The organism is Streptomyces lincolnensis, assembly GCF_021173675.1.
Lineage (GTDB): Bacteria > Actinomycetota > Actinomycetes > Streptomycetales > Streptomycetaceae > Streptomyces > Streptomyces lincolnensis_B.
The window spans coordinates 222,695-248,317 of record NZ_JAIHON010000015.1 but is presented as its reverse complement, the minus strand read 5'-3'; the positions used below and the strand labels follow the sequence as shown (position 1 = coordinate 248,317).

The following is a 25,623-nucleotide window of genomic DNA, read 5'->3' as shown; positions in this document are numbered from 1 at the left end:
CGCGCCAGGTCCACTGCGTCCCGCTTGAACTCTTCGGGGTAATTCTTCCGCTTTGCCACCATGGATCACTTCCCCTGGATGACGAAACATCCAGCGTCCAGGTGTCGGAATCCCGGGGGTCACTCCACTGAGCACCGACACCGCCAAGGGCACCGGCGACCTGGACTACTCGATGTCGGGCGCCTACCAGATCAACCGCGACAAGGATCCCAACGGCGACGACCTGCCTCCCTATGTCGCCGCGCCGGGCGGTCACTTCAAGGGTTCGCTGATCACCCACAACGGGGACATCTACGGCGGCGACGGCCTCCAGGACCTCGTGGTCCGCGTCGGGGGCAAGCTCTGGGTGTATCCCGGGGACGGCTACGGCGCCGTCAACATCGACCGCCGTCAGGAGATCCTGCTGCCGGCCGATGCCCCCGCTCCCGCCTCACTGACGCAGATCCTGGCCACGGGCGACATCACGGGCGACGGCCGTACCGACTTCCTCGCCACCGTGGGCGACGAGTTGTGGGCCCTGACCGGCTACCACGGGGCCACGGTCGACCAGGCGATTCGTCTGTCCTCCGGCTGGAGCGAGCGCGACCTGGCGATCGTGGCGGACGTCAGCGGTGACGGTGTCGCCGACATGGTCTACCGCACCGGCGCGTCCGGTCGGCTGCTGCTCCGCAAGGGCATCGCGGCCGGCGGTGGCGGGACCGACCTCGCGTCTCTGTCGTCCGCCGCGAACTCCTCGGGTGGACTGGACATCGAGTACGGCGCTTCCGGCTGGTCGAGCGCGAGCGTCCCGCTGTTGATGGGCACGCCCGATGCCAACAGTGACGGCATCCCGGACATCTGGGCCGTACGGGCCGACGGTCCTGTGCGGTTCCACGCGGGTGGCAGGGCCGCGCTGGCGGGGGCCGGTACGGAGATCATCGGGAAGTCGGCCTACTGGCCGATACGGATCGCCATCGGGTGAGCGTGACCCCCGGAGGGGCACGCTCGGCTCGTCCCGCGGGTCACAGCTGGCTCAGGATCGTCGGGTCCGTGATGTTCGTGTCGTCCGCCAGGAGCATCGCCTTGCTCAGGATGACCGCCAGCATGCGGTCGCCCTCGTAGGGGAGGTAGCCGGCCTGCGGGGCGGTGCCCGGGGCGGACTTGGGGACGATGCAGAGGTACTGGTCGTTCGGCGTCATGAGGATGTTGCCGGAGCCGAGGTGGATCTTGTAGGTGTGGCGTTCGCCCTTGACGTGGAGGAAGCGGCCTTCGAGGGTGCAGCGGTCGGCTATGGCGAGCCTCGGGATGAGGCGTTCGAGCAGGACGCGGCGGGTCTCGGCGCTCTGGTTGAGTTCGCCGAAGCCGTAGGACGTCCAGTACTCGCGGAAGCGGCCGTCGGGGCCGCCGTCCTGCCAGGTGGGGTCGTTGCCGACGCTGGCGACGCCGACGAAGAGGTCGACGTCGCGGAGGACTTCGGACAGGACGAGCGGTGGGATCGAGTCGAGGGGGAGGGGGTCGACCGGGTCCTCGCCGTTGCGGAGCCACATGTGGTACTCGCCGCCGCAGCAGTGGGCGGAGTTCTCGGGGGCGTCGATCGGGTAGAAGCGGACCTGGTCGGTGCGCAGGCGCAGGAAGCTGCCGGATTCGGTGATGTCCTGGTAGTCCTCGCCGCCGTCGCCCTCGATCCAGTACTCGGCGCGCAGGCCCCACTGCGGGAGTTCGCGGACGGCCGGCGGGGCCTCGTCGTCGACGGAGAGGCGGAGTTTGTTGTGCCAGCCCCGGACGGCGGCCAGGGAGTGGAACTGGTGCTGGCGCAGGAAGTGGGCCGCGAAACGGTTGGAGTAGGTGGCCGTCGTGCGTTCGGCGTCCGTGAGGAGGTAGACCTCGCGGTGGGCCTGCTTGAACGGCTGGGTGATCTCGTGGCGCTCCAGCCAGTCGCGCCAGGCGACGATCTCGGCGGGGTCGTGGCCCACCGGGTGCCAGAGCCGTACCTCCCGGCCGTCGGTGACGGAGTCGTCCGTGAGGGTGCGCAACGCACCCTCGGCGTATCCGACCGTCGTGCCGTCGACCGTCCAGAGCAGGCGGCGGGCCAGCGTGCCGACGAGGGGGTGGTCGAGGTAGCGCTCGCGCCAGGCGGCGTAGGGCCAGGTGCGGCGGGCCAGGAACTGGCGGTCCAGGCGCTCGCTCTGGGCCGGGAGCATCCTGTCGATGTCCTTGACGGCCGCCTTGAGGTCCTTGAGGTCGTCGGCGTGGTCGCGCCGGACGGACGCCGGGACGGACCTCACCGGCTTACCCGCCGCGTTGCGCCAGGTCAGCAGGGCTTTGGTGCCGTGGACCCCGATCAGGGCCGTGACGTCACCCAGGCGGTGTTCGGCGCGGCCGCCCTCCGTCAGGCCGTAGGCGGGGACGGCCAGTTCCTCGATCTCCTCGCGGCTGAGGCCCATCGCCTCGGCTCGGGTGTCCAGGGCGGTGTCGAGCAGCTTGCGGGTGCCCTTGTAGGTGACGCGGGTGGCGAGGCGGGCCAGTTCGGCGAGGGCGCTCTCGCCGTCGAGGCGGGCGAGGGCGTTGACAGCCGCGTTGGCGACCTTGGGGTTGCGCGGGCCCAGTCCGGCGACCTTCTTCAGCGAGGTGTCGACGAGGGCGCCGAGCGCGCGCGGGGTGTCGGGGTGCGGTGGCAGGAGGGCGAGGATCCAGGTGAGGCCGCGCAGGGCGTTGGCGTTGTAGGGGTCGTAGGCGTTGTTGATGTCGGGCTGGTAGACGTCGCGGTCCAGCGGGAAGGTGCGGGGGCGGCCCACGAGGGCGAGCCAAGGCAGGATCGTCTCGCGGACGCGGTCCGCGCCGAGGGCGTCGATCAGGGCGGCCGCACGCGTGTTCCACTTGGTGGGCGGCCTGGCCGCGGTGGCGGTCGCGGCGTGCGCGAGCAGTGCCTGCCAGTCGGGGTCGGCGGCCTCCCGTACGGCTTGCTCGGCCCATTCCTCGCCGACGTTGAGGGCGGGGGTGGTGAGCTTCGCGGCCAGTTCGGTCAGGGGCGCCTGGCTGTACGAGTCCATGGCGGAGCGGCGGATCACGGCCACCACGGCGGGCGCGAGGGCGCGGCCGGCCGCCAGTTCGGCCTCGGCGAGGGCCTCGTAGCGCGAGCCGTGCCAGAAGGACTGAAGCCGTGACAGCTCGTCGAGCTTCTCCAGCCGTTCGGTGGAGAGGAAATCCTCGGGCAGGTCCCGGGCCACGATGCCCAGCAGGGTCAGGACATGGCCGCGGGCGACGGGTCCGGACCGGTCCGCGTGGTACTGCTCCACCAGCGCGTCGGCGAGCGACTTCCGCGTGTCCGCGGGCAGCTCGCGCAGCCGGTCGAGGACCTGGGTCCAGCGACCGGACCAGTTGCCGTCGTTGATCGACGCGGCCTTGATCATGTCGACGGCGAGCGCGTCGGGGTCGTCCTCGGCGATCCGCTGCGCGACCAGCTCCTTGTACGTCTGGATGTACGCCATGTCAGCCCCCGACCAGCGGCACGAGCTTCAGGAACGTGACCTCGGTGCCGAGCACCAGCTCGATCTCCTCGTCGAGGTCGGTGACCTGGCGGTCCCCCACCAGAACCAGGAAGCCGTTGCCCGCGAAGGCCCTGAGCGCCAGCTCGGTCTGCTTCTCGGGGTCTATGCGGCGCGGGGTGCGCAGCGCGTAGCCGTTCAGCACCCGCTCGGCGTCGGTCGGCTGGACCAGGCCCTTGAAGATCCCCGGCGTGCGCGCGTTGTACTCCGCGACCTCCTGGAAGACCCGGCGCCGGATCAGTTCGCGCACGGCGAGCCGCTCCTCGGCGATCTCGAGGCCCCAGCCGTCGGTGCGGCCGCCGCTGGTCGTCTCGTCGACGAACATCACGATTCCCATGCCGCCGACAGTACGAGGCACCACTGACAATCCAGGGATCCGGCGGATCATCAGCCTATTCTGACGGTATGTCAGACGAAGAGTCGTACGAACTGCTCGGCTTCGACAACGTCCTGTTCGCCGTCGGGGACCTCGCCGAGGCCGTCGCCTTCTACGAGCGCGTGGGCTTCACGGTGGGGTTCCGCTTCGACGAGGGCGGGCTCGCGCAACTGAAGGTCGGGCCGGAGACGCCGGGGATCCTGCTGCGGCAGGAGGAGGAGATCGGGCACCGCCCGCCGCCGTGGCCCTCACCGCGTCTGTGGCTGGAGGTGCCGGACGCCCGGGCCGCCGCCCGGCGGATGCGGGATGTCGGCGTGCCGCTCCTCGACGAGCCCTCCTCCGTCGCCACCGGCTGGACCGTCGAGTTCGCCGACCCCTGGGGGAACGTCGTCGGCTTCACCGACTACAGCAAGCGGCCCGAGCTCGCGAGACGGTGACCCGATGAACGCGTTCGGCAGGACACGCTGAACGCGTTCAGGAACGGGACGCCCGCGACGGCCGGGGTCCCCACCACTCGTTAGGCTCTCGTCCCGTGCCTGCGAACCAAGACGGCCCCGAAGCGGTCGGTACCCCGAGCAAGTCCGAGCAGACCCGCGCGCTGATCCTGGAGACGGCGATGCGGCTCTTCCAGGAGCGGGGCTACGACAAGACGACGATGCGGGCCATCGCCAAGGAGGCCGGGGTCTCCGTCGGCAACGCGTACTACTACTTCGAGGGCAAGGAACACCTGATCCAGGGGTTCTACGACCGTCTCGCCGCCGAGCACCGGGCGGCGGTGCGCGAGGTGCTGGACCGGGAGACCGATCTGGAGGCGCGGCTCGCCGGCGTGTTGCGGGTGTGGCTGGACGTGGCCACCCCGTACCACGAGTTCGCGGTGCAGTTCTTCAAGAACGCCGCCGACCCCGACAGCCCGCTCAGCCCCTTCTCCCCCGAGTCGGAGCACGCGCGCGTGGAGGCGATCGGGGTGCACCGGGAGGTGCTGCGGGGGGCTAGAACCAAGGTTCCGGAGGAGCTGCGGGACATCCTGCCGGAGTTGATGTGGCTCTCCCAGATGGGCCTGGTCCTGTACTGGATCTTCGACCGGACCGAGGGACGTGAACGCAGTTACCGGCTCGCCGCGCGCGGGGCCCGGCTCACCGCCCGGGGCGTCTCGCTGGCCCGCTTCCGGGTGCTGCGGCCGCTCGTCCGGGAGGTGCACGAGCTGTTCACGGACTTCCTGCCGGGGATGACGAAGATGATGCCGGACCCGGCGGCACGGCAGGGGGCGCCCGCGCCCATCCAGGGTGAGCACGAGCGCCCCGCCTGATCCAGGACCCGGCCGGTCAGTTGACCGCGTCCACCTCGTCCTCCGAGACCTCGGTCAGCTCCATGTCGTACACCAGGGGCCCGGCCCCCACGACGATGTCCCGCGTGCGTGAGCCGTACGACGCGTCCTCGGTCGACAGCAGATACGTCCCCGGGGCCGGGACGGAGAGGATGTAGGAGCCGTCGGCCAGCGACAGGACCCGGTCCAGTCGACGGCCCCCGGGCGACAGCAGTGACACCGCCGCCCCCTCCACCGGCTCCCCGTCCGCCGTGCGGACCAAGCCGTGGACGACCGACGCGGGACCGTCCGTTGGATTGTCCAACGCAGGCGCCACGGCCTCCTCCTTCGGTTCCACGGCCAGGTGCGGCAGCCGCTTCTCCAGCCAGTCCGGCAGCCACCAGTTGGAGTCGCCCAACAGATGCATCGCGGCCGGCACCAGGGCCGTACGCAGGATGAAGGCGTCCAGGGCGACGGCGGCGGCGAGGCCGATGCCCGCCATGGCGCCCTCCATGTCGCCGCTCAGCACGAACGCGCTGAACACGCAGATCATGATCAGGGCCGCGCAGTTGATGACCCGGCTGGTCTCGGCGAGGCCCACGCGCACCGCGCGCGCGTTGTCACGCGTGTGCACCCACTCCTCGTGCATCCGGCTCACCAGGAACACCTGGTAGTCCATCGAGAGGCCGAAGAGCAGGGAGAGCATGATGACCGGCAGGAACGCCGTGATCGGGCCCTCCTTGCCGACGCCGAGGAGTTCCGTCCCCCAGCCCCACTGGAAGATCGCGACCAGGACGCCGAAGGACGCGGCGGCGGCGACGAGGTTCATCAGGGCGGCCGTCAGCGGCACCACGATCGAGCGGAAGGCGATCAGCAGGAGGAGGAAGCCGAGGCCGATGATCGCGGCGACGAAGTACGGCAGCCGTTCGCCGGTGACGGACGCGAAGTCCTTGAACACCGCCGTCACACCGCCCACATGGGCCTCGGTGCCGGAGGCGGGGATCACGTCGTCGCGCAGCCGGTCGATCAGCTGGTCCGTCTTCTCCGACTGCGGTGACGTCGTCGGGACGACCTGGATCACCGAGACGCCGTTCGAGGGCGGGGCGGCGGCGACCTGGGCCACGCCCTCGGTCGACTCGATGCGCGACACCAGCCCGGCCGCGTCGCCCTCCACGACGACCACCTGGAGCGGGCCGTTGAAGCCGGGTCCGAAGCCCTCGGCGAGCAGGTCGTAGGCCTGCCGGGTGGTCTGCGACTCCTGGTGGTTGCCCTGGTCGGTGGCGCCGAGGCGGATCGACAGCACGGGCAGCGCGAGGAGCATCATGACCGCGAGAGCCAGCGCGGCGACCGACCGCGGGCGCTTTTGGACGTACGACGACCAGCGCGCCGCGAGTCCGCTCGCCTCGTCCGCCTCCGGGCCCGTGGCCGCGAGCCGGCGCCGTTGCCTGCGGCTGAGGACCCGCATGCCGAGCAGCCCCAGCAGGGCGGGCAGCAGGGTCGTCGCGGCCAGCACGCTCAGTACGACGGTCAGCGAGGTGGCGATGACCACGCCGTCGAGGAAGCGCATGTTCATCACCAGCATGCCGGCGAGCGCGATGCACACCGTGCCGCCCGCGAACAGCACGGCCCGGCCCGAGGTGTTGAGGGCCGTGACGGCCGCCTCCTCGGGATCCGTGCCGCGCAGGATGCCGCGCCGGTGCCGGGTGACGATGAACAGGGCGTAGTCGATGCCGACACCGAGTCCGATCAACGAACCCAGCAGCGGGGCCACTTCGGGCATGTCCGTGACATGGCTGAGCAGCGAGGTCGACATCAGGCCGGTGCCGACACCGGCGATCGCCACCACGAGCGGCAGCAGCATGGAGAACAGCGAGCCGAAGGCGAGGAACAGCACGATGGCCGCCGCCACGATGCCCACCAGTTCGGCGGTGCCCATCGGGGGCTCCTGGGTGCGGGCGATCGCCTGCCCGCCCAACTCGACCTCGAGACCGGCCCGCTCGGCCGACTTCGCCGTGTCGACGACGTCCTCGATGAGCTCCTTGGGTACGGCGTTCGCCTGCTCGGCGAAGGTGACCTGGGCGTACGCGATCCGCCCGTCCCCGCTGATCTGCGCCGCGCCGTCCGCCGCGTACGGATCGGTGACCTCACCGACGCCCCGCATCGCGCCGATCTCCTCCAGCGCGGGCTCGATCCGGGACCGTACGGAGGCGTCCCGCACCGATCCCTCCTCGACCTTCCACACCACCGTGTCGGTGTCGCCCGCGCTCTGCGGGAACGCCTTCGTCATCTGGTCGTACGCGCGCTTGGAGTCCGTGTCCGGAAGGGAGAAGACGTTCGCGTAGTCCGTGCCGGCGGCCGAACCGGCCGCCCCGAGCCCGAACAACGCCCCCACCCACAACAACAGGACCACCAGCCGGTGCCGATAGCACCACCGTGCCAATACCGCCACGTTCCACACCCCAGTCGGTCGTCGGTCGGTCCCCCAGGTCCTGCGCAACAGAATCGGGGTGCGGCGCGGGCGTGGACACGGGACGCCCATGACTCTCAAGGAACTCCAAAGCGCGAACCGGGGCCGACTGTCAGTGGTCGCGCCGATACTGGGGCCATGACGACAGCTCCAGGCACCGTGCTGGTCGTGGAGGACGAGGAGAGCATCGCGGACGTCCTCGCGATCGCGTTGCGCTACCACCGGTTCGAGGTGATGACGGCGGGCACCGTCCGCGAGGCGCGCGCTCTGGCCGAGCGCACCCGCCCGGACGTGGCGCTGCTCGACGTCATGCTGCCCGACGGCGACGGCCGCGCCCTGGGCCGCCACCTCCGCGCCGACAGGCCCGACCTGGCGCTCGTCTTCCTCACCGCACGCGACTCTCCCGCCGAGATCGTCGGCGCCCTCGGCTTCGGCGACGACTACATCACCAAGCCGTTCAACATCGATGAGGTCGTCGCCAGGATCACGGCCGTGCTGCGCCGCACCCGCCCGGCCGACGTCATCCCGCAGCGCCCCACGCTGCGCTACGGCGACCTGGAGCTGGACGAGACGACGTACTCCGTGCACCGCGACGGCCGCACGGTCGAGCTGACTCCCACCGAGTACGCCCTGCTGCGCTTCCTGGTCCGCAACGGCGGCCGGATCGTGCCCAAGGAGCAACTCCTGCGCCACGTCTGGCAGTACGAGCACGCGCCGCCCGAGTCGACCGTCGTGGAGACCTACATCAGCTATCTGCGGCGCAAGCTCGACGCGCTCGGACCGCCGGTGATCACCACCCGGCGGGGCGTGGGATACGGGCTGGCATGACCCTCCGGCGAGCGGTGCCACGATGGCCGTCCCGCCTGCGGCCGCGGCCGCAGGCGGGAGGACGCTACGCGCGCGGTGTCCACTCGCTGCGCGGTCAACTGACGCTGGCGACCGTGGCGCTGCTCGCCATCGGCGTCGTCGCGGCGACCGCGGTGAGCGTGATGGGCATGCGGTACTACCTGCTGGACCAGATCGACACCGAACTGAACCGGACCCGTCATTCACTGGGCGGCTCGGAGCTCACCATCCGGTCGATCGACTCCCTGGGGCTCCTGGGATTCGTCCGCGACGCCCTCAACCAGCAGTCGGACGGCCCGCGCAGGCCGGACACGCTGTTCACCCCGATCAACGACCGGGGCGAGGCGATCGGCCTCCTCGACCTGAAGCCGACGGACGCCCAACGCGGTCTGGCGGCGGCGGTCGACGACCCTCAGGACCTCCTGCAGGACCCCGAACCGCACGACGTCACCGTCAACGGCACCCCCTACCGGGCGACGGCCACCCGGCTCGACGACGGCACCCACATCCTGATGGCCTCCTCCACCGAGGCCGTCCACGAGTCGGTCGCCAAGGCCATCAGGCTCGACCTCGCCATCGGCAGTCTGCTGCTCGCGGTGCTGGCCTGTCTGACGTTGTTCGGCGTCCGACGCCGGATGCGGCCGTTGGAGGACATGGTCGAGACCTCGTCGGCGATCGCCGAGGGCGATCTGACCCGGCGCGTCCCCTCCAGCCGCGAGGCCACCCTGGAGGTCGAACAACTGCGCGTCGCCCTCAACTCCATGCTTCACCAGGTGGAATCGGCGTACCGCACACGCGAGCGCAGCGCGGCCCAGCTGCGCCGCTTCGTCGCCGACGCCTCGCACGAGCTGCGCACCCCGCTGTCCGCGATACGCGGCTACCTCCAGCTCTACGACCGGGGGATGCTCTCCGACCCGGACGAGCGCAAGCGTGCCTGGGTGCGGGTGCTGGCGGAGACGGACCGCATGGGGCGGCTCGTGGACGAGTTGCTCACCCTCGCCCGGCTCGACCAGCAACCCGAACTGCGCTTCAGGAACGTCGACATCAGCCGGCTGGTGCGGGACGCGGCCGAGGACCTGCGGGTGCAGCAGCCGAAACGTCCGATAGCGGTCGACGCGGCCGGTTCGCTGCTGGTGCGCGCCGACGAGTCCGGGATGCGGCAGGTCCTCGGCAACCTGGTGGCCAACGTACGCACGCACACGCCCGCCGACGTCCCGGTGCGGCTCGGCGTGGAGCGCGCGGACGGGCACGTACGGCTGTGTGTCGCGGACCAGGGGCCCGGCCTCTGCGCGGAGGACGCGGCGCGGGTCTTCGACCGGTTCTTCCGGGCGGGCGGCGGCGCGGGCAGCGGGCTCGGCATGGCGATCGTGCAGGGGGTGGTGCGGGCCCACGGCGGCGAGGTGACGGTACGGACGGCGCCGGGCGAGGGACTGGCGGTGACGGTCAGTCTGCCCGCGGGGGCGCCGGGGGAGGCGTGAGACCGGGTGCCGGGTCGGTCAGCCGTAAGGGCGGACACCGGGCAGGAGCCGCGGGCGGCAGGCGGCAGGCGGCAGGCGGCAGGCGGCAGGCGGCAGGCGGCGAGGTTCCCACGCGGGGCTCAGGGAGGTCTCAGGTGTTCGCGGGGGCGAGCACCAGCGCCCACACCGTCTTGCCGTGCCGGCCCCTGCCCCACACCCCCCAGGCCGCGGCGATGTTCTCCACCAGGTGCAGGCCCCGGCCGGTCTCCTCCCACTCCCCCACCAGCCGCAGCCGGGGCTCCATCCGGCCCTCGTCGGAGACCTCGATCAGACAGGAGCCGTCGGCGAGCGCGGTCACGGCCACCTCGAACTCCCGCTCCAGCAGCGGCCCATGGCGTACGACATTGGTGGCCAGCTCGGACACGAGCAGCACCGCGTCGGCGAGCGCCGGGTCGTCCGCACCGTGCCCCCAGTCGGCCAGATGGTCCCGGACCCGGCGCCGGGCTATACCGACGGAAGCCGGATGCCGGGGCAGCCGGAAGGAGTTGCGTCTCAACACGTTTGCTCCTCACCCCGCACACACCTCCGTCACATGGTGCTGCGTCGAGGCGCCGACCGGCGTCACTCCGGCGAAGGTCAGTACCGCGCAATCGCGTCAGATCTGCGGGCGCCGATCCCTGGCCGCTGTCATATCCACGTCAGCCGCCAGAGCCGGAAGACGCCGGTGCCGTCCGAAAGGTACTGTCCGCCGCCGACGTCCTCGTTGCTGACGACGTATTCCTTGGCCTGCCACAGCGGAATCACCGGCACGTCGGCGGCGACGACCTGCTGGAGCTCACGGAAGTCCTGGTCCGCCTCACCCCGGTCGGCGTACCGCTGACTGTCCTGAATCAGCTGGTCGACGGTCCTGCTCCGGTACCCGGTGTTCATCGTGCCGTCGGTGCCGACGAGCGGGGCGCCGAAGGTGTCGGGGTCGGGATAGTCGGCCACCCAGCCAACCGCGTACGCGTCGAGCTTGCCGGTGGCCCAGCGCTTCTGGAAGTCGGTCCACTCGTAGCCCTTGACGGTCACCTTGAACAGACCGCTCGCCTCCAGCTCCCGCTTGATCTCCGCGGCCTCCTCGGCGGCGGCGCCGCGGCCGGTGCCGTAGCCGTAGGTGAAGCGGACCGGCAGGGTGACCCCGGCCTCGGTGAGGAGTCGGCGCGCCTTGTCGGTGCTCTGCCTGGGATAGAGGTCGAAGTACGACGTGGTGTGGCCGGTGATGCCGGTCGGGATCAGCGAATACAGGGCGTCGACGGTGCCGTCGTAGACCGTGGCGGCCAGTCGCTCGCGGTCGATCAGCCAGGCCATGGCCTGACGGACGCGCTTGTCGTGCAGCGGGGAGCCGGCTCGGGTGTCGAGGTAGAGGTTGCGGGTCTCGGAGCTGTCGACCTCGGAGACCCGCTGGCTCGGGTCGCTGGCGTTCAGGCCGGCGAGGACCTTCGGCGGCAGGGTCCGGGTGGCGACGTCGATCCGCTTGGCCTTCCAGGCGTCGTCGAGCTGGTCGCCGTCGGCGTAGTAGCGGAGGTCGACGGGCCGTCCGGCGTCCTTGACGGCCCCCTTGTAGCGGCTGTTGGGCGCGAGGACCGCCTTCGTGCCCTTCGTGTACGCGGTCAGGTCGTACGGGCCGGTGCCGTCCACGCCGTCGCCGTCGCGGAGGGCGTCCGCCGGGTACTTGGTGCGGTCGACGATCGAGCCGGCACCGGTGGCGACCTTGAACGGGAACGTGGCGTCGGGCGCGGACAGGTGGAAGGTGACGGTCCGGCCGCTCGCGCTCACCGACTTCAGGGTGGACAGCAGGGAGGCGGGACCGACATCGGAGTTGATCTTCTTGACCCGGTCGAAGGAGTACTTCACGTCCTCGGCGGTCACCTCGCGGCCGCTCCGGAAGGTCAGTCCCTCGCGCAGGTCGCAGCGGTAGGTGCGCAGGCCGCTGCCGACGAAGGCGCACTTCTCCGCCGCGTCCGGCACGGGCGAGGAGCCGCCCGGCTCGAAGGTCAGCAGTGACTGGAAGACGTTGCTGAACAGGGCCCAGGAGCCGGCGTCGTAGGCACCGGCCGGATCCAGGGACGTGACGGTGTCCGAGGTGCCGACCGTGATGGTCCTGCCCTCGTCCCCCTTCGCCGGCAGCAGTTGCCAGCCGCCGATCCCTATGGCCGCCAGCACCAGCAGTGTCGCGAGTATCCGCACCCGAACCGAGCGCATCGGTTTTGCCCTCCCCGGGCCCTTCGCGGACCCCAGCACAGAAGCCACTCCCCTAGTGGCGCGGATCACCTAATCACAGGTGTTTCACCTGGGGAAGAGAGGGTTTGCGGAGTTGGTCAAGACATTACCGCGCCGCGTTTCGGCCATGTTTCGCGGTGCGCTCGGTCGCCCGGTGCGCGCACCCCCGCGAGTTCGGTGCGCGCGTTCCTCTGTGACTCCGGCCGGCCTGCTTCTCGGCTCACGCCTGCTTGCTGGCGAGCTCGATCACCGTGATGTCCGACGGTGCCCCCACCCGGGTCGGCGGGCCCCAGGCGCCGGCGCCGCGGCTGACGTACAGCTGCGTGTCGCCGTACCGCTCCAGGCCGGCGACCGTCGGGTTCGCGGCCGCCGCGAGGAAGTTTCCGGGCCAGAGCTGCCCGCCGTGGGTGTGGCCGGAGAGCTGGAGGTCGACGCCGTGGTCGACGGCGTCGTGGATCTGGACGGGCTGGTGGGCGAGGAGCACGCACGCGCGTGCCCGGTCCCGGTCGCCGAGGGCCTTGGCGAAGTCGGGGCCCTGGCCCTCGCTCTCGCCGGCGATGTCGTTGACCCCGGCCAGGTCGAACCACGGCAGCTCCGTACGGGCGTTCTCCAAGGGCAGCAGACCGAGTCGCCGTACCTCCGCGACCCACTGCTCGGCGCCGGAGAAGTACTCGTGGTTGCCGGTGACGAAATAGCTTCCGTGCCGGGCCTTGAGCTGGGACAGCGGTGCCGCCGCGGGTCTCAGGTCCTTCACGCTGCCGTCGATCAGGTCGCCGACGACCGCGATCAGGTCGGGCTGGGTGGAGTTGATCGTGTCGACGACCGTCTGGGCGAAGCCGCGGCCGAGCACCGGGCCCAGGTGGATGTCGCTGACCACGGCGATCCGGTAACCGTGCGCCGCGCGCGGGAGCTTGGCCAGCGGGACGGTGACCCGCTTGACCGTCGGCCCGTTCAGGACGCCGTAGGTGCCGACCCCGACGGTCCCCAGGGCGGCCGCCGCCGCGGCTCCTCCGATGACACGGGAGACGAACAGACGCCGGGAGGGCGCGGCCGACAGACCGGGCGGCCCGGCCGACGGCGGCTCCTCGGGCGGCGCCCCGGCCGACGAGGGCTGCGCCCCGGCGGTCCCGGATTCCGGCCGCGCACCGGCCGACACTGATTCCGGCAGGGATTCCGACACGGCCCCGGCCGGCACCGATTCCGGCTGCGGCACGGCCGTGGCGGGCTCCGGCCGCGCCACGGCGATGCCGACCGCCGCCCGGCTCCGGTCCCGCCGTTCCAGGAACCGCCGCAGCAGCGGTCCTACGACCTCACCCGCGACGACGGCCAGCAGCAGGTAGATCGACAAGGCCAGCCACAGGAAGCCGGGCCAGGCCAGGACGCGCTGGAGCCAGAAGGGGGCGCCGGTGCGCTCGGCGACGAGAGCGACGACCGCCAGAGCCCAGCCGCCGGCGATGAGCAGGGCGCCCCCGCGGCGCACCCAGCCCGGACCGCGAGTCGTGTCGCGGAACAGGCGGCGCCACAGATACCAGTTGGCCGTCACCAGGACGGCCAGCGCGAGGAGCGCGAAGACGATGACCACGGTGTGCTAACTCCTGAGGACCGGCTATGAGTTCCGCCGCAGTGCGCGTACTCCGCGCAACCCGATGCCCCCGATGACCGTCCCCAATACGAAGGAGACGACGGCGAGCGTCAGATGCACCCAGAAGTACGCCGTCGGGTGACCGTCGTCGAACGCGAGCCCGCTGCCGTCCTTGATCAGGTTTTTGACGAAAGTGACCCAGATGAACCAGCTCCACACCCCGAAGGCGAGCAGGAACCAGGAGACCGGGCGGCTGAGCTTCATGGCTCCAGTATCGCCGTCCGGTGTCCTGTTCCGATTCCGGGGTGGGAGGGGGCGCGGGACTTCACGCCCCGTGCCATGTACGTTCCTGAGCGTGTCCGCTCCGAAAAAGACCGCCAGGCGATCCCTGCTGGTCACCTCCGTCGCCCTGTCGTCGCTCGCGCTGACCGCCGTGCCCGCGCTGCCCGCCGTCGCGGCTCCCAAGCCGTCGCCGAGTCCGTCGGGAAGCCCGTCGCCGAGTCCGTCGGCCACTCCCCCGGCGACCATGTCGAGCGTGGGCGGTGCCCGGCTCGGCCAGGCCGGGCCGCAGGTCGATCTGGCGAGCGGGGTGCCGGTACTGCCCAAGGACCTGACGGCGCGCTCGTGGATCGTCGCCGACGCCGAGTCCGGTGACGTGCTGGCCGCGAACAACGCGCACTGGCGCCTGCCCCCGGCGAGCACGCTGAAGATGCTGTTCGCGGACACCGTGCTGCCGAAGTTCCCCAAGACCGAGAAGCACAAGGTGCTCCCCTCCGACCTGGCCGGCATCGGCGCCGGCTCCAGCATGGTCGGGATAAAGGAGGGCGAGACGTACACCGTCCACGACCTGTGGCTCGGTGTCTTCCTTCGCTCCGGCAACGACGCCGTGCACGTGCTGTCGGCGATGAACGACGGCGTCGACACCACCGTCAAGGAGATGAACGCCCACGCGGAGGAGCTCCAGGCCCTCGACACGCACGTGGTCAGCCCCGACGGCTACGACGCTCCCGGCCAGGTCTCCTCCGCGTACGACCTGACGCTGTTCGCCCGCTCCGGGCTCCAGAAGAAGGACTTCCGCGAGTACAGCTCCACGGTCAGGGCGAAGTTCCCGGGCCAGACCTCGAAGAAGAAGGGCAAGACCGTCCGGGAGTCCTTCGAGATCCAGAACACCAACCGGCTGCTGACCGGCGACTCCGGCCTCTCCGTCTACCCGGGCATCGCGGGTGTGAAGAACGGAAACACCACCAACGCGGGCGCCACCTTCACCGGCGTCGCCGAGCGGGGCGGCAAGGTGCTGCTCGTCACGATCATGAACCCGGCGAAGGACGAGCACAACGAGGTCTACAAGGAGACCGCCAAGCTCTTCGACTGGGGCTTCAAGGCGGCCGGCAAGGTACGGCCGGTCGGTGAACTGGTGCCGCCGAGGAGCGCCGTGCAGCCCAGCGCCCAGCCGGGGTCCACGCCCTCCGGGGAGGCCGGGGGCGCGGGTACCGGCGGGGCGTCCTCGAAGCCCGTGGCGAGCTCCACGGCCGGGACGGGCTCCGGCGGCATGGGCATCGCGTTCGCGATCACCGGCGGGGTGCTGGTGCTGCTCGCGGGGGCCGCGTTCCTGGTCAACCGCCGCTGGCCGCTGCCGGATCTGGTACGTCGTCGCCCTCGTCCGTGAGTTCGACCTCCTTGCTCTGCGTCGCCGTCCACGCGGCGCAGAACAGGACCAGTTTCGACGTGAAGTTGATCCACAGCAGCAGGGCGACCGGCACGCCGAACGCGCCGTACATGCTCTTCGCGGCCACGCCCTGCATATAGCCGCTGAGCAACAGCTTCAGCAGCTCGAAGCCGATCGCGCCGGTCAGCGCGGCCACGACCAGGCGGCGTCGGCGCGGCTCGACGCCCGGCAGCAGCGTGAGGACGTACAGGAGCAGCAGGAAGTCGGCGAGGACGGCGACGCCGAACGCGGCGATCCGCAGCAGCACGCTGCCCCAGCCGGCCCGGTCGATGCCGAGCTGGTCGGTGATCCACCCGACCATCGCGGTGGCCACGGCGGAGGCGGCGATCGTGACGAGCACGGCGCCGCCGAGGCCGACGAGGATGCCGAGGTCCTTGGCCTTGCGCAGGACGGGGTTCTCCTCCTCATCGGGGAGCTCCCACACCGCGCGCAGGCACTCGCGCATCGAACCGGCCCAGCCGATGCCGGTGAACAGCAGCGCGGCGGCGGCGATGAGGCCGACCGTGCCGGCGTTCTGGACCAGGGCGTCGAGGTCCAGCTGGTCGGAGATGCCGGGCACCTGCTCGGCGATCTTGTCCTGAAGGTCGTTCTGCTGCTTGGTGCTGAGCGTGGCGGCGCCGATCGCGGCGGCCACGGTGAGCAACGGGAACAGCGCCACGAAGCTCGTGAAGGTCATGGCGGCGGCCAGCCGCGTCCACTTGACCCGGTCCAGCCGCTCGTACGACCGCCACGCGTGCGTGGCCGTCAGGCGCGTCCACAGGGGCCCGACGACGGGAAGCTTCTTCAGCCAGTCCATGATCCGACTCTGCCCTCGTTGCGGAAGACCAATGTCCGGGTGCCCCAGAACCGCAGGACAGTGGCCAGGACCATACCGATTCCGGCCCCCGACACGGTGTCCGCGCGCCGCGAGGTGAAGCCGAGGCCGTAGTGGCTGACGGCCAGGCACAGCAGCTGTACGACGGCGCCGGCGATGTTCACCGCGACGAACGCGGCGTAGGGGCGCAGGCCCCTGGGCCGGGTGTGCCGGTAGGTGCCGAGCGCGTTGCCGGCGTACGCCACCGAGCAGCCGGCGACGAAGGAGAGCACCTTGGCGGTGAGCGGGTCGAGCCCTCCGGGGCCGCGGAGGCAGATGAAGAGGGCCAGGTCGCAGGCGTAGGCGAGGAGGCCCGCCGCAGCGAAGGACAGCAGCTCGTCCCGGGGCGGGGCGCTCACCAATTGGCCACCGCCAGGCCGTACATGGCGATCCACGCCAGTGCGATCAGGGCGAGGGCGCGGTCGTGCAGGACGACGTCCTCGGGTTCGCCCGCGGTGCCGCGGTCGGCGAAGACGGCGTAGCGCAGGACGGCGAGGACGAAGGCGACCATGGACAGCTGCCGCCAGGGGAGCACGCTGGCGTGCGGGACGCCGCCCTCCTCCAGGGCCCACAGGCAGTAGCCGAGGACGGCGACTCCGGCGGCGAGCTGCCAGACGAAACGCAGGTAGCCGGTGGTGTACTCGGTGAGCAACGCGCGCGTGGCGCCCGCTTTCCCGGCCATCTGGACCGCTTCGGAGTAGCGCTTGGCGGACACCATGAACAGCGCCCCGAACCCGGTCGTGATCAGGAACCAGCGGGAGAGGGGGATGCCGAGGGCGAGGCCGCCGACCACGGCCCGCATCAGGAAGCCGGTCGTGACGACGACGAGGTCGACGACCAGGACGTGCTTGAGGCTGACGCAGTACGCCAGTTGCATGGCCAGGTAAGCCGTCAGCAGCGCGGCCACGGCCGGGGAGACCAGCCAGGCCGCGGTGGCCGGTGCGAGGACCCCGAGGGCGCCTCCGACGGCGTACGCGACCGGTACGGGGACCTGTCCGGCGGCCACCGGGCGGCGGCGCTTGGTGGGGTGGGCGCGGTCGGCCTCGGCGTCGCGGGCGTCGTTGACCAGGTAGACGGCGGCGGCACAGGCGGTGAAGAGGGCGAAGACGAGGGCGAGTTGGGTGAGGGCGTGCCGGGAGAAGAGCTGGCCCGCGGCGGCCGGGGCGGCGACGACCAGGACGTTCTTGACCCACTGCTTGGGGCGCGCGGTCCTGAGCAGGCCGCCGAGGAGCGTGCCCCTGGGAGCCGGCGGGGTGGTGCGGCGTGGGGGCGTGCGCTGTTCCAGCAGCGCCGGCTCCCGGGTGCGGGCGCTGGTCGCCATCGGCGCGGTCTCGGTCATGCGCGCCCCCTCCCGGCCGGCGCGCTTCTCATCCAGCGCGCTCCGGCGCGTGCCGTGAGCGCTCCGAGCGCGGCACCGGCCGCCACGTCCGAGGGGTAGTGGACGCCGACGACCAGCCGCGAGAGGCACATCGCGGCGGCGAGCGGCGGGACGGCGTACGCGCCCAGCGCGCCGAAGGCGACGGCGGCGGCCGCGGCGGAGGTCGCGTGCGAGCTCGGGAAGGAGTGCCGGCCCGCGGTGCGCACCAGGGGCGCGACATGCGCCGGGCGCGGGCGGCGCACCACCCTCTTCACCCCCATGCTGACGAGATGCGCGCCCGCGGTGAGCGCCGTGCCGCGCAGCCAGGCGCCGCGTCGCGTCCCGTCCACGGCGGCTCCCGCGAGGCCCGCCGCGAGCCACAGAGCCCCGTGCTCGCCCGCCCAGGACAGGGCGCGCGCGGCACCGGCCACGCGCGGGTCGCCGCCGTACGCACGGAACGCCGACAGGATCTGCCGGTCCACCCGATCCATCCGATCCATCCGGTCCATGTGATCCATGTGGTCCATGGGGACTCACTGTTCACGCCCACCCTCCCGGAACTCCGGCAATATTGAGCGACATCCCATTAATCACCCATTTCGGGGAGAGAGTTAATGTTTCGGATGTCCCATAACTGATCGCTCATAGCGGGGCGATACGGTCGTCGCCATGCCTGCCGACACCGTTCCCGTCACCGGCTGGGGCCGCACCGCTCCCACCGCCGCCCGTCTGATCCGTCCACGGACGTACGAGGAGGCCGCGGCCGCCGTCCGGGACTGCGGGGCCCGCGGGGGCATCCCCAGGGGCCTGGGGCGGGCCTACGGGGACGCGGCACAGAACGCCGGCGGCGCGGTGTTCGACATGACGGCGCTCGACCGGATCCACGTCATCGACGCGGCCGCCGGGATCGTGCTGTGCGACGCGGGCGTCTCCCTGCACCGGCTGATGGAGGTGCTGCTGCCGCTCGGCTGGTTCGTGCCGGTGACGCCCGGCACCCGCTATGTCACCGTCGGCGGGGCGATCGGCGCGGACATCCACGGCAAGAACCACCATGTGTCGGGCTCCTTCTCCCGGCACGTCCTCTCGCTCGAACTGCTCACCGCCGACGGCGAGATCCGCACCGTCGGCCGCGACACCCCCCTGTTCGACGCGACCTGCGGCGGCATGGGCCTGACCGGCATGATCCTGACCGCGACCGTCCGGCTCCAGCCGGTCGCCACCTCGCTGATGTCGGTCGACACCGAACGCGCCCGTGACCTGGACGACCTGATGGCCCGTCTGACCGCCACCGACCACCACCACCGCTACTCGGTCGCGTGGATCGACCTGCTGGCGCGCGGCGCGACGACGGGACGCGCGGTGCTGACGCGGGGCGACCACGCGCCCCTGGACGCGCTTCCGAAAGGCACGCGCGCGCGGAGGGAGCCGCTCGCCTTCCGCACCTCCCGCTTCCCGGCCGCCCCCGCCTTCCTCCCGGAGGGACTGCTCACCCGCACGACCGTGGGAGCGTTCAACGAGCTCTGGTACCGCATGGCCCCCCGCGCGCGTACCGGCGAACTCCAGCGGATCTCCACGTTCTTCCACCCCCTCGACGGGGTCCCGCACTGGAACCGGATCTACGGCCGCGGCGGGTTCGTGCAGTACCAGTTCGTCGTCGGACACGGCCAGGAGGACGCCGTACGCCGGATCGTGCGGCGGGTGTCCGAGCGGCGGTGCCCGTCCTTCCTGGCCGTCCTCAAGCGCTTCGGGGACGCCGACCCGGGCTGGCTCTCCTTCCCCGTGCCCGGCTGGACACTGGCCCTGGACATCCCGGCGGGGCTGCCCGGCCTCGGCGGCTTCCTCGACGAACTCGACCAGGAGGTGGCCGCCGCGGACGGGCGCGTCTACCTCGCCAAGGACTCCCGGCTGCGGCCCGAGCTGCTCGCCGCGATGTATCCACGCCTCGACGACTTCCGGGCGCTGCGCGCGGAGTTGGACCCACGCGGGGTGTTCGTGTCGGACCTGGCCCGCCGTCTCGCCCTCTAGGGGGCTTCCACGCCCCCGGACCCTCGTCTTAGGAGCTGTACGTGAAGGACGCCTTCGGCCTCCCCCAGTCCCTGCTCGTCCTCGGCGGTACGTCCGAGATCGCGATGGCCACCGCCCGCCGGCTCGTCGCCCGCCGCACCCGCACGGTGTGGCTGGCCGGACGGCCCTCGCCCGCCCTGGAGAGGGCCGCCGCGGACCTGCGCGCCCAGGGGGCCGCCGTGCACACCGTCGCCTTCGACGCGCTCGACGCCGACTCCCACGAGGCGACCCTCGGCAAGGTCTTCGCCGAGGGCGACATCGACATGGTGCTGCTCGCCTTCGGCGTCCTCGGCGACCAGGCGCGCGACGAGCGCGAACCGGCCGCCGCGGTGCGCGTCGCGCAGACCAACTACACGGGCGCGGTGTCGTCGGCACTGGTCGCCGCGCGCGCCTTGCAGGCCCAGGGCCACGGGTCCCTCGTCGTGCTCTCCTCCGTGGCCGGCGAGCGGGCCCGCCGCTCCAACTTCATCTACGGCTCCAGCAAGGCCGGCCTCGACGCCTTCGCCCAGGGGCTGGGCGACGCGCTCCACGGCACCGGCGTGCACGTGATGGTCGTACGCCCCGGATTCGTCCGCTCGAAGATGACCGCGGGCCTTGAGGAGGCCCCGCTCGCGACGACACCGGAGGCGGTCGCCACGGCGATCGAGCTGGGACTGCGCCGCCGTTCGGAGACGGTGTGGGTGCCCGGCGTGCTGCGGGTCGTGATGTCGGCGCTGCGGCACGTGCCGCGCGGGATGTTCCGGCGACTGCCGCTGTAACGGCAGGTACAGGCTGTGTAACCGGAGTTATACAGCTCTGTGGTCGCAGTTACAGCTGGCTGGTGGGCAGGGAGCCGCGCTCCACGTGGGTCGCCTGCGGGGGGACCACGGTCCCTCCGAAGACGTACTCGCGCAGCTTGCGCCAGACTCCGTCGGCTCCCTGTTCGTAGAGCGCGAAGCCGGTGCAGGGCCACTCGGCCTCGTAGTCGGCGAGTTCCTCGAAGGCGCGGTCCATGGCCTCGTCCTCGATGCCGTGCGCGACCGTGACGTGCGGGTGGTACGGGAACTGAAGCTCGCGGGCGACCGGTCCGGAGGCGTCCCGGACCTGCTTCTGGAGCCAGGTGCAGGCCTCGGCGCCCTCGGCGACCCGGACGAAGACGACGGGCGACAGGGGCCGGAAGGTGCCCGTGCCGGACAGCCGCATCGGGAACGGCCGGCCGGCCGCGGCCACCTCGGTCAGGTGGGCCTCGATGGCCGGCAGGCCGGTGTCCTCGACCTCCGTCGGCGGCAGCAGCGTGACATGCGTGGGGATACCGTGAGCAGCGGCGTCGCCGAAGCCCGCGCGCCGCTCCTGGAGCAGGCTGCCGTGAGGCTCCGGGACCGCGATCGACACACCGATCGTTACGGTCCCCACGTCGTCTCCTGTCGTCACTTGTCGTCGCTGTCGGATGGGGTGTCGGCCGTCCGGCTATCGACTGTACGGCCATGGGTGTGCTGTGGGCAGGCGCAACCGGAGTGATGTGCAGCGCTCTGCCCAGTGGTACGGCGTGTGCGGTGGTGCGCGTCAGTGCTTGGCGGGCAGGAAACCCACCCGCTGGTACGTCTGCGCCAGGGTCTCCGCGGCGACGGCGCGCGCCTTCTCCGCGCCCTTGGCCAGGATCGAGTCCAGTGTCTCCGGGTCGTCCAGGTACTGCTGGGTGCGCTCCCGGAAGGGGGTCACGAACTCGACCATGACGTCGGCGAGGTCCGTCTTGAGCGCGCCGTAGCCCTTGCCCTCGTACTTGCGCTCCAGATCCACGATGCCCTCGCCCGTGAGGGTCGCGTAGATGCCGAGCAGGTTGCTGACGCCCGGCTTGTTCTCCGGGTCGAAGCGGATCACGGTGTCGGTGTCGGTGACCGCGCTCTTGACCTTCTTGGCCGTGGCCTTCGGGTCGTCGAGGAGGTTGATGAGGCCCTTCGGCGTGGAGGCCGACTTGCTCATCTTGACCGACGGGTCCTGAAGGTCGTAGATCTTCGCCGTCTCCTTGAGGATGTACGGCTTCGGGATCGTGAAGGTCTGGCCGAACCGGCCGTTGAAGCGCTCGGCGAGGTCGCGGGTGAGCTCGATGTGCTGGCGCTGGTCCTCGCCGACCGGGACCTCGTTGGCCTGGTACAGCAGGATGTCCGCGACCTGGAGGATCGGGTACGTGAACAGGCCGACCGAGGCGCGGTCCGCGCCCTGCTTGGCGGACTTGTCCTTGAACTGGGTCATACGGGAGGCCTCGCCGAAGCCTGTGAGGCAGTTCATGACCCAGGCGAGCTGGGCGTGCTCGGGGACGTGGCTCTGGACGAAGAGCGTGCAGCGCTCGGGGTCGAGACCGGCCGCGAGGAGCTGGGCGGCGGCCAGACGGGTGTTCGCGCGCAGGTCCGCGGGGTCCTGCGGGATCGTGATCGCGTGCAGGTCAACGACCATGTAGAACGCGTCGTGGGACTCCTGGAGGGCCACCCACTGGCGGACGGCGCCGAGGTAGTTGCCGAGGTGGAACGAGCCTGCGGTGGGCTGGATTCCGGAGAGCACACGGGGTCGATCAGAGGCCATGTTCACCATTCTCTCAGGTGTCGGGGGCCGATCCGGAACCGGCCGGAAACAGATGGGACACGGGTGGGAACCGATCCGGTCCGGGCGGTGTACCAAGAGTGTGAGGACGCGGGAGGGGGGCCGCATCGTCGATGAGGCCGCGGTGATCGCACGCGTACGCGCCGGAGAGCCGGAGGCGTACGCGGAGCTGGTGCGGGCCCATACGGCCATCGCGCTCAGGGCGGCCGCCGCGCTCGGGGCGGGTGCGGACGCGGAGGACGTGGTGCAGCAGGCCTTCGTCAAGGCCTACTGCTCGTTGGGCCGGTTCCGGGAGGGCGCGGCGTTCAAGCCGTGGCTGCTGTCGATCGTGGCCAATGAGACCAGGAACACAGTGCGGACAGCGGCACGCCAGCGCACGCTCGCCGGCCGTGAGGCCGCGTTCGTGGAGGCCGAGCCACTGATACCGGAATCGGCGGACCCCGCGATGGCCACGCTGGAGACGGAGCGCCGCGCGGCCCTGCTGGCCGCCATGGACAGGCTCGGCGAGGAGCACCGCCTCGTCGTCACCTACCGCTACCTGCTGGAGATGGACGAGTCCGAGACGGCCCAGGCCCTGGGCTGGCCCCGGGGCACGGTGAAGTCCCGGCTGAACCGCGCGCTGCGGAAGCTGGGCCGCCTGCTGCCGGATTTCGAACCCCGGGAAGGGGGTGATGAGCGTGAGTGAGTCGTACGACGGTGACGGCGCCGCCGGGGGTCCGCGCGAGCCTGCGTCCCGGCTGCCGGAGGAGCTGCGGGCGCTGGGCCGGTCCCTGGATCCGCCGGGTGGAGCGGGGTCCGAGACGATGGTCGAGCGGGTGCTGGAGCAGATACTCGCCGAGCGGGTACCGGTGCCGGTGGCCGAGCCGCCGGGGGCCGGGCAGCGGGTGCGGGCGGCCCGGCTCTGGGCGCGGGCACGGTGGCGGTCGCTGACGGCGGCGCTGTGCGGCCTGCTGACGGTGCTGGCGCTCACGCCCCCGGTGCGGGCGGCGGTCGTCGACTGGTTCGACTTCGGCGGGGTCGAGGTGCGCTACGACCCCTCGGCGGTGCCCTCGGCCGGTGCCGAGGTGCCCGGGTGCGGGCGGTCGCTGTCGTTCGCCCAGGCCGAGCGCCGGGCCGGGTTCGAGCCCCTGGTGCCGCGGGCGCTGGGTGTGCCGGACGCGGTGACGGTGAGCGGCGAGCCGCGGGGGCGGTTCGTGACGAGCCTGTGCTGGCGTGAGCGGGGTCGGGTGATCCGGCTGGACGAGTTCGCGGCGAGCCTGGACATCACCTTCGCCAAGACCGTCCGTGAGCAGCCGGAGTGGGTGGAGCTGGACGCCGCCGGTGCCTCCGCCGGGGGCACGCCGGATCCCGCCCTGTGGTTCCCCCGGCCGCACGTGCTGAGTTTCTGGCTGGTGGGTGAGGACGGCAGGCGCTACACGCGCCAGGAGCGGACGGCCGGGCCGACGCTGCTGTGGACCCATGGCACCGGCGACGAGGAGGTGACGCTCCGGCTGGAGGGCGTGGCCTCGAAGGCGCGGGCGCTGGAGATCGCGAGGTCGCTCGCCGCGCCGGACGGGACCTCCCCGAAATAGTGCGCGCGAGGTGGGAACCCCGGCGGGTCGGGCGGTGTACCAGAAGTGACACGCGGCCCGCGGCGGGCCGCACGGGGACTGATCCGTTGGGGGTTCGGATGCGTGGGCTCGGGGATGTGCGCAAGGGCCGATGTCGTGAACTTGCGGCACTGGCAGGGGCGTTGGCGACGACGTTCACACTGATGGTGTGGGGGGCGTCCACCGCGTCGGCGGGTGGACCGACCAGTGTGCTCGTGGTCTGCCCGCAGAGCATGGAGACGGCCTCGCTCTACCAATCGGAGGAGGAGTACGGCGAGTTGGAGCGGCTGCTCGGAGAGCCGGGCACCGGCACCCGGGACAAGCCGCCGGAGGCGGCCCTGACCGGCGGCCGGCAGATCAATGTCACCTGGATGGTGCACGACGTCTCGCCCTGGCGGCTGGACCGGGTCTTCCCGTCACCCGACGCCGACTCCGGCGACGTCTGGATACATACGGCGGCGAACCTGCCCGAGTCGGTGAACGGCTACTGGCACCGCGCCGAGAAACCCGACCGGCTCCGCGCCCTGCTGGAGCGGCTGGGCGTGATGGGCGAGTCCTCGTCGGAGGGGGCGCCCGGGATCTTCCCCGCGCCCTGGGAGACCAGCGGCACGGACCTGGGCACGGACACCGGCGCGACGACCGAACCGGACACGACGACCACCGTCGTGCAGGCGGGTACGCCCGCGGCGGACGACGGCACCCAGTGGTGGTGGGCGCTCCCCGGCGCGGCGGCCGGAGCGGTGCTGGCGCTGGTGCTGCGGGCCGTCGTGCCACGGATGCGCTGGGACCGTCCGCTCCGGGATCCGGGGCCGCGGCAGGAGCTGCGGGACGTGTGAAGAGGGGACGTGTGAAGAAGGACGGACGACGGCAGCGAGCCTGGAGGGGGACCGATGACAGCTCGGAGGAACAGGTCGGGGTCGGCGCGGCTGCGGCTCGCGGTCCTCGCGCCCGCGGTGGCGGTGTCGGCGCTGTTCGGGGCGTGGGCGGCGGAGGCGGCGCCGCAGGGTCCCGACCCGGACCTTCCCGACATGGCGGTGGTCGTCGTGGGCGGTACGGGCCGGACGACGGCGGTGCGGTCCGGGGAGCCGTCCTTCGACCGCCTCTGGGAGCTGCTGCGGCCGACACACACCGGCACCGAGCGGGTGCCGGAGGCGTGGTCCGAGGGCCGGTATCCGCCGGTGCGGGTCACGGTGATGTGGGGGCTGACGGGTGTCGGAGGCTGGCCGCAGACGAACTCGGCGCCGGGCGGGGACGTGGCGATGTGGCGGCAGGACCAGCTGGTCGTGGACGGGAGCGGCACACCGTGGGTGCGTTCGGACCTGGCGCCCGAGGTGAGGGACGACGACATCCGCTGGCACCGGGCACCCCGCGCGGCCCTCGATCAGGTGGACCGGGCGGGGTTGCTCGACGGCTCCGGCGGCGAGGACGCCGGGGCAGGTGACAGCTCGCCGGGAGGGTGGTCGGCCGACGGGGCCTGGTGGGCGGTGCCAGGGCTCGCCATGGGGTTCGCGGCAGGCGCCGGCGGCACCCGGCTGATACGCCGCGCGGCGGCCCGGCCGGGAGCCGGACCGCCGCGGGAGGAACCACGACAGGAACTCATCGATCTGTGAGAGTCGCCGATCTTTGACAACTCAAGAGAGTGT

The 25,623-nt window shown here is 71.6% G+C and carries 24 protein-coding genes and 1 pseudogene; 12 read left to right on the top strand and 13 right to left on the bottom strand.

Annotated elements, in window-relative coordinates; genetic code table 11:
* Window positions 1-130: 130 nt before the first annotated feature.
* Window positions 131-961, top strand: a pseudogene (locus K4B79_RS38070) (DNRLRE domain-containing protein); the annotation flags it as partial.
* Window positions 962-1,001: 40 nt separating this feature from the next.
* Here K4B79_RS38070 and K4B79_RS38065 read toward each other — a convergent pair.
* Both K4B79_RS38065 and K4B79_RS38060 read right to left on the bottom strand, forming a co-directional pair.
* Window positions 1,002-3,467, bottom strand: a complete 2,466-nt coding sequence (locus K4B79_RS38065; protein WP_232031981.1) for a DUF4132 domain-containing protein — start codon at window positions 3,465-3,467, stop codon at window positions 1,002-1,004.
* A gap of 1 nt (window position 3,468) precedes the next feature.
* Window positions 3,469-3,861, bottom strand: a complete 393-nt coding sequence (locus K4B79_RS38060) for a hypothetical protein (RefSeq protein WP_232031980.1) — start codon at window positions 3,859-3,861, stop codon at window positions 3,469-3,471.
* 68 nt (window positions 3,862-3,929) lie between these two features.
* Here K4B79_RS38060 and K4B79_RS38055 point away from each other — a divergent pair, with 68 nt between their 5' ends.
* On the top strand, window positions 3,930-4,337 hold the full coding sequence (locus K4B79_RS38055) for a VOC family protein (protein ID WP_232031979.1): 408 nt from the start codon (window positions 3,930-3,932) through the stop codon (window positions 4,335-4,337).
* Between the two features lie 95 nt (window positions 4,338-4,432).
* Window positions 4,433-5,206, top strand: coding sequence for a TetR/AcrR family transcriptional regulator (locus K4B79_RS38050; protein ID WP_232031978.1), 774 nt, complete (start codon window positions 4,433-4,435; stop codon window positions 5,204-5,206).
* A 16-nt stretch (window positions 5,207-5,222) separates the two neighbouring features.
* Here K4B79_RS38050 and K4B79_RS38045 read toward each other — a convergent pair whose 3' ends face one another.
* Complete coding sequence (locus K4B79_RS38045) at window positions 5,223-7,643, bottom strand: MMPL family transporter (protein ID WP_232031993.1); 2,421 nt, start codon at window positions 7,641-7,643, stop codon at window positions 5,223-5,225.
* Between the two features lie 165 nt (window positions 7,644-7,808).
* On the opposite strand from K4B79_RS38045, the gene K4B79_RS38040 reads away from it, so the two are divergent.
* Both K4B79_RS38040 and K4B79_RS38035 read left to right on the top strand, forming a co-directional pair.
* On the top strand, window positions 7,809-8,498 hold the full coding sequence (locus K4B79_RS38040) for a response regulator transcription factor (protein ID WP_232031977.1): 690 nt from the start codon (window positions 7,809-7,811) through the stop codon (window positions 8,496-8,498).
* On the top strand, window positions 8,495-9,994 hold the full coding sequence (locus tag K4B79_RS38035) for a sensor histidine kinase (protein WP_232031976.1): 1,500 nt from the start codon (window positions 8,495-8,497) through the stop codon (window positions 9,992-9,994). The genes K4B79_RS38040 and K4B79_RS38035 overlap by 4 nt, the downstream gene beginning before the upstream one ends.
* Window positions 9,995-10,124: 130 nt before the next feature.
* Here K4B79_RS38035 and K4B79_RS38030 read toward each other — a convergent pair whose 3' ends face one another.
* The 4 genes from K4B79_RS38030 to K4B79_RS38015 all read right to left on the bottom strand — a co-directional run bounded on the left by K4B79_RS38030 (window position 10,125) and on the right by K4B79_RS38015 (window position 14,081).
* Window positions 10,125-10,532: an ATP-binding protein gene (locus tag K4B79_RS38030; protein WP_232031975.1), complete on the bottom strand. Its 408-nt coding sequence runs from the start codon at window positions 10,530-10,532 to the stop codon at window positions 10,125-10,127.
* Between the two features lie 128 nt (window positions 10,533-10,660).
* The gene (locus K4B79_RS38025; protein WP_232031974.1) at window positions 10,661-12,217 is read right to left on the bottom strand and encodes an ABC transporter substrate-binding protein; all 1,557 of its coding nucleotides are present in this window, start codon (window positions 12,215-12,217) and stop codon (window positions 10,661-10,663) included.
* Window positions 12,218-12,455: 238 nt separating this feature from the next.
* Window positions 12,456-13,817 carry a metallophosphoesterase gene (locus K4B79_RS38020; RefSeq protein WP_232031973.1) on the bottom strand — a complete coding sequence of 454 codons (1,362 nt, stop codon included), beginning with the start codon at window positions 13,815-13,817 and terminating at the stop codon, window positions 12,456-12,458.
* 24 nt (window positions 13,818-13,841) lie between these two features.
* Window positions 13,842-14,081 carry an SCO4848 family membrane protein gene (locus tag K4B79_RS38015; RefSeq protein WP_232031972.1) on the bottom strand — a complete coding sequence of 80 codons (240 nt, stop codon included), beginning with the start codon at window positions 14,079-14,081 and terminating at the stop codon, window positions 13,842-13,844.
* 91 nt (window positions 14,082-14,172) lie between these two features.
* On the opposite strand from K4B79_RS38015, the gene K4B79_RS38010 reads away from it, so the two are divergent.
* Window positions 14,173-15,483 (top strand): D-alanyl-D-alanine carboxypeptidase family protein, encoded by a 1,311-nt coding sequence (locus K4B79_RS38010; protein ID WP_374208563.1) that lies wholly within the window; start codon window positions 14,173-14,175, stop codon window positions 15,481-15,483.
* Here K4B79_RS38010 and K4B79_RS38005 read toward each other — a convergent pair.
* From K4B79_RS38005 to K4B79_RS37990, 4 genes are read right to left on the bottom strand one after another with little or no spacing between them, the layout of a single operon-like run.
* Window positions 15,431-16,339: a YihY/virulence factor BrkB family protein gene (locus tag K4B79_RS38005; RefSeq protein WP_232031970.1), complete on the bottom strand. Its 909-nt coding sequence runs from the start codon at window positions 16,337-16,339 to the stop codon at window positions 15,431-15,433. The two genes, K4B79_RS38010 and K4B79_RS38005, sit on opposite strands and share 53 nt — an antisense overlap.
* On the bottom strand, window positions 16,327-16,758 hold the full coding sequence (locus tag K4B79_RS38000) for a GtrA family protein (RefSeq protein WP_269464426.1): 432 nt from the start codon (window positions 16,756-16,758) through the stop codon (window positions 16,327-16,329). Before K4B79_RS38000 ends, K4B79_RS38005 begins: the two co-directional genes overlap by 13 nt.
* Window positions 16,752-17,735: a decaprenyl-phosphate phosphoribosyltransferase gene (locus K4B79_RS37995; RefSeq protein ID WP_232031968.1), complete on the bottom strand. Its 984-nt coding sequence runs from the start codon at window positions 17,733-17,735 to the stop codon at window positions 16,752-16,754. The genes K4B79_RS38000 and K4B79_RS37995 overlap by 7 nt, the downstream gene beginning before the upstream one ends.
* A complete protein-coding gene (locus K4B79_RS37990; RefSeq protein WP_232031992.1) occupies window positions 17,732-18,253 on the bottom strand; it encodes a phosphatase PAP2 family protein in 522 nt (173 codons plus the stop codon). Before K4B79_RS37990 ends, K4B79_RS37995 begins: the two co-directional genes overlap by 4 nt.
* 169 nt (window positions 18,254-18,422) lie before the next feature.
* Here K4B79_RS37990 and K4B79_RS37985 point away from each other — a divergent pair, with 169 nt between their 5' ends.
* Window positions 18,423-19,778: an FAD-binding oxidoreductase gene (locus K4B79_RS37985; RefSeq protein ID WP_232031967.1), complete on the top strand. Its 1,356-nt coding sequence runs from the start codon at window positions 18,423-18,425 to the stop codon at window positions 19,776-19,778.
* 41 nt (window positions 19,779-19,819) lie between these two features.
* Complete coding sequence (locus tag K4B79_RS37980; RefSeq protein WP_232031966.1) at window positions 19,820-20,575, top strand: decaprenylphospho-beta-D-erythro-pentofuranosid-2-ulose 2-reductase; 756 nt, start codon at window positions 19,820-19,822, stop codon at window positions 20,573-20,575.
* A 49-nt stretch (window positions 20,576-20,624) separates the two neighbouring features.
* Here K4B79_RS37980 and K4B79_RS37975 read toward each other — a convergent pair whose 3' ends face one another.
* Together K4B79_RS37975 and trpS are read right to left on the bottom strand one after the other, a co-directional pair.
* Window positions 20,625-21,209 (bottom strand): 2'-5' RNA ligase family protein, encoded by a 585-nt coding sequence (locus tag K4B79_RS37975; RefSeq protein WP_232031965.1) that lies wholly within the window; start codon window positions 21,207-21,209, stop codon window positions 20,625-20,627.
* Between the two features lie 150 nt (window positions 21,210-21,359).
* Window positions 21,360-22,373 (bottom strand): tryptophan--tRNA ligase, encoded by a 1,014-nt coding sequence (gene trpS, locus K4B79_RS37970; RefSeq protein WP_232031964.1) that lies wholly within the window; start codon window positions 22,371-22,373, stop codon window positions 21,360-21,362.
* Between the two features lie 142 nt (window positions 22,374-22,515).
* On the opposite strand from trpS, the gene K4B79_RS37965 reads away from it, so the two are divergent.
* From K4B79_RS37965 to K4B79_RS37950, 4 genes are all read left to right on the top strand, one after another.
* Window positions 22,516-23,076, top strand: a complete 561-nt coding sequence (locus K4B79_RS37965) for an RNA polymerase sigma factor (RefSeq protein ID WP_232031963.1) — start codon at window positions 22,516-22,518, stop codon at window positions 23,074-23,076.
* Window positions 23,063-23,962 (top strand): hypothetical protein, encoded by a 900-nt coding sequence (locus K4B79_RS37960; RefSeq protein ID WP_232031962.1) that lies wholly within the window; start codon window positions 23,063-23,065, stop codon window positions 23,960-23,962. Before K4B79_RS37965 ends, K4B79_RS37960 begins: the two co-directional genes overlap by 14 nt.
* A 161-nt stretch (window positions 23,963-24,123) precedes the next feature.
* Window positions 24,124-24,816: a hypothetical protein gene (locus K4B79_RS37955; protein ID WP_232031961.1), complete on the top strand. Its 693-nt coding sequence runs from the start codon at window positions 24,124-24,126 to the stop codon at window positions 24,814-24,816.
* 54 nt (window positions 24,817-24,870) lie between these two features.
* The gene (locus tag K4B79_RS37950; protein WP_374208562.1) at window positions 24,871-25,590 is read left to right on the top strand and encodes a hypothetical protein; all 720 of its coding nucleotides are present in this window, start codon (window positions 24,871-24,873) and stop codon (window positions 25,588-25,590) included.
* Window positions 25,591-25,623: the final 33 nt, after the last annotated feature.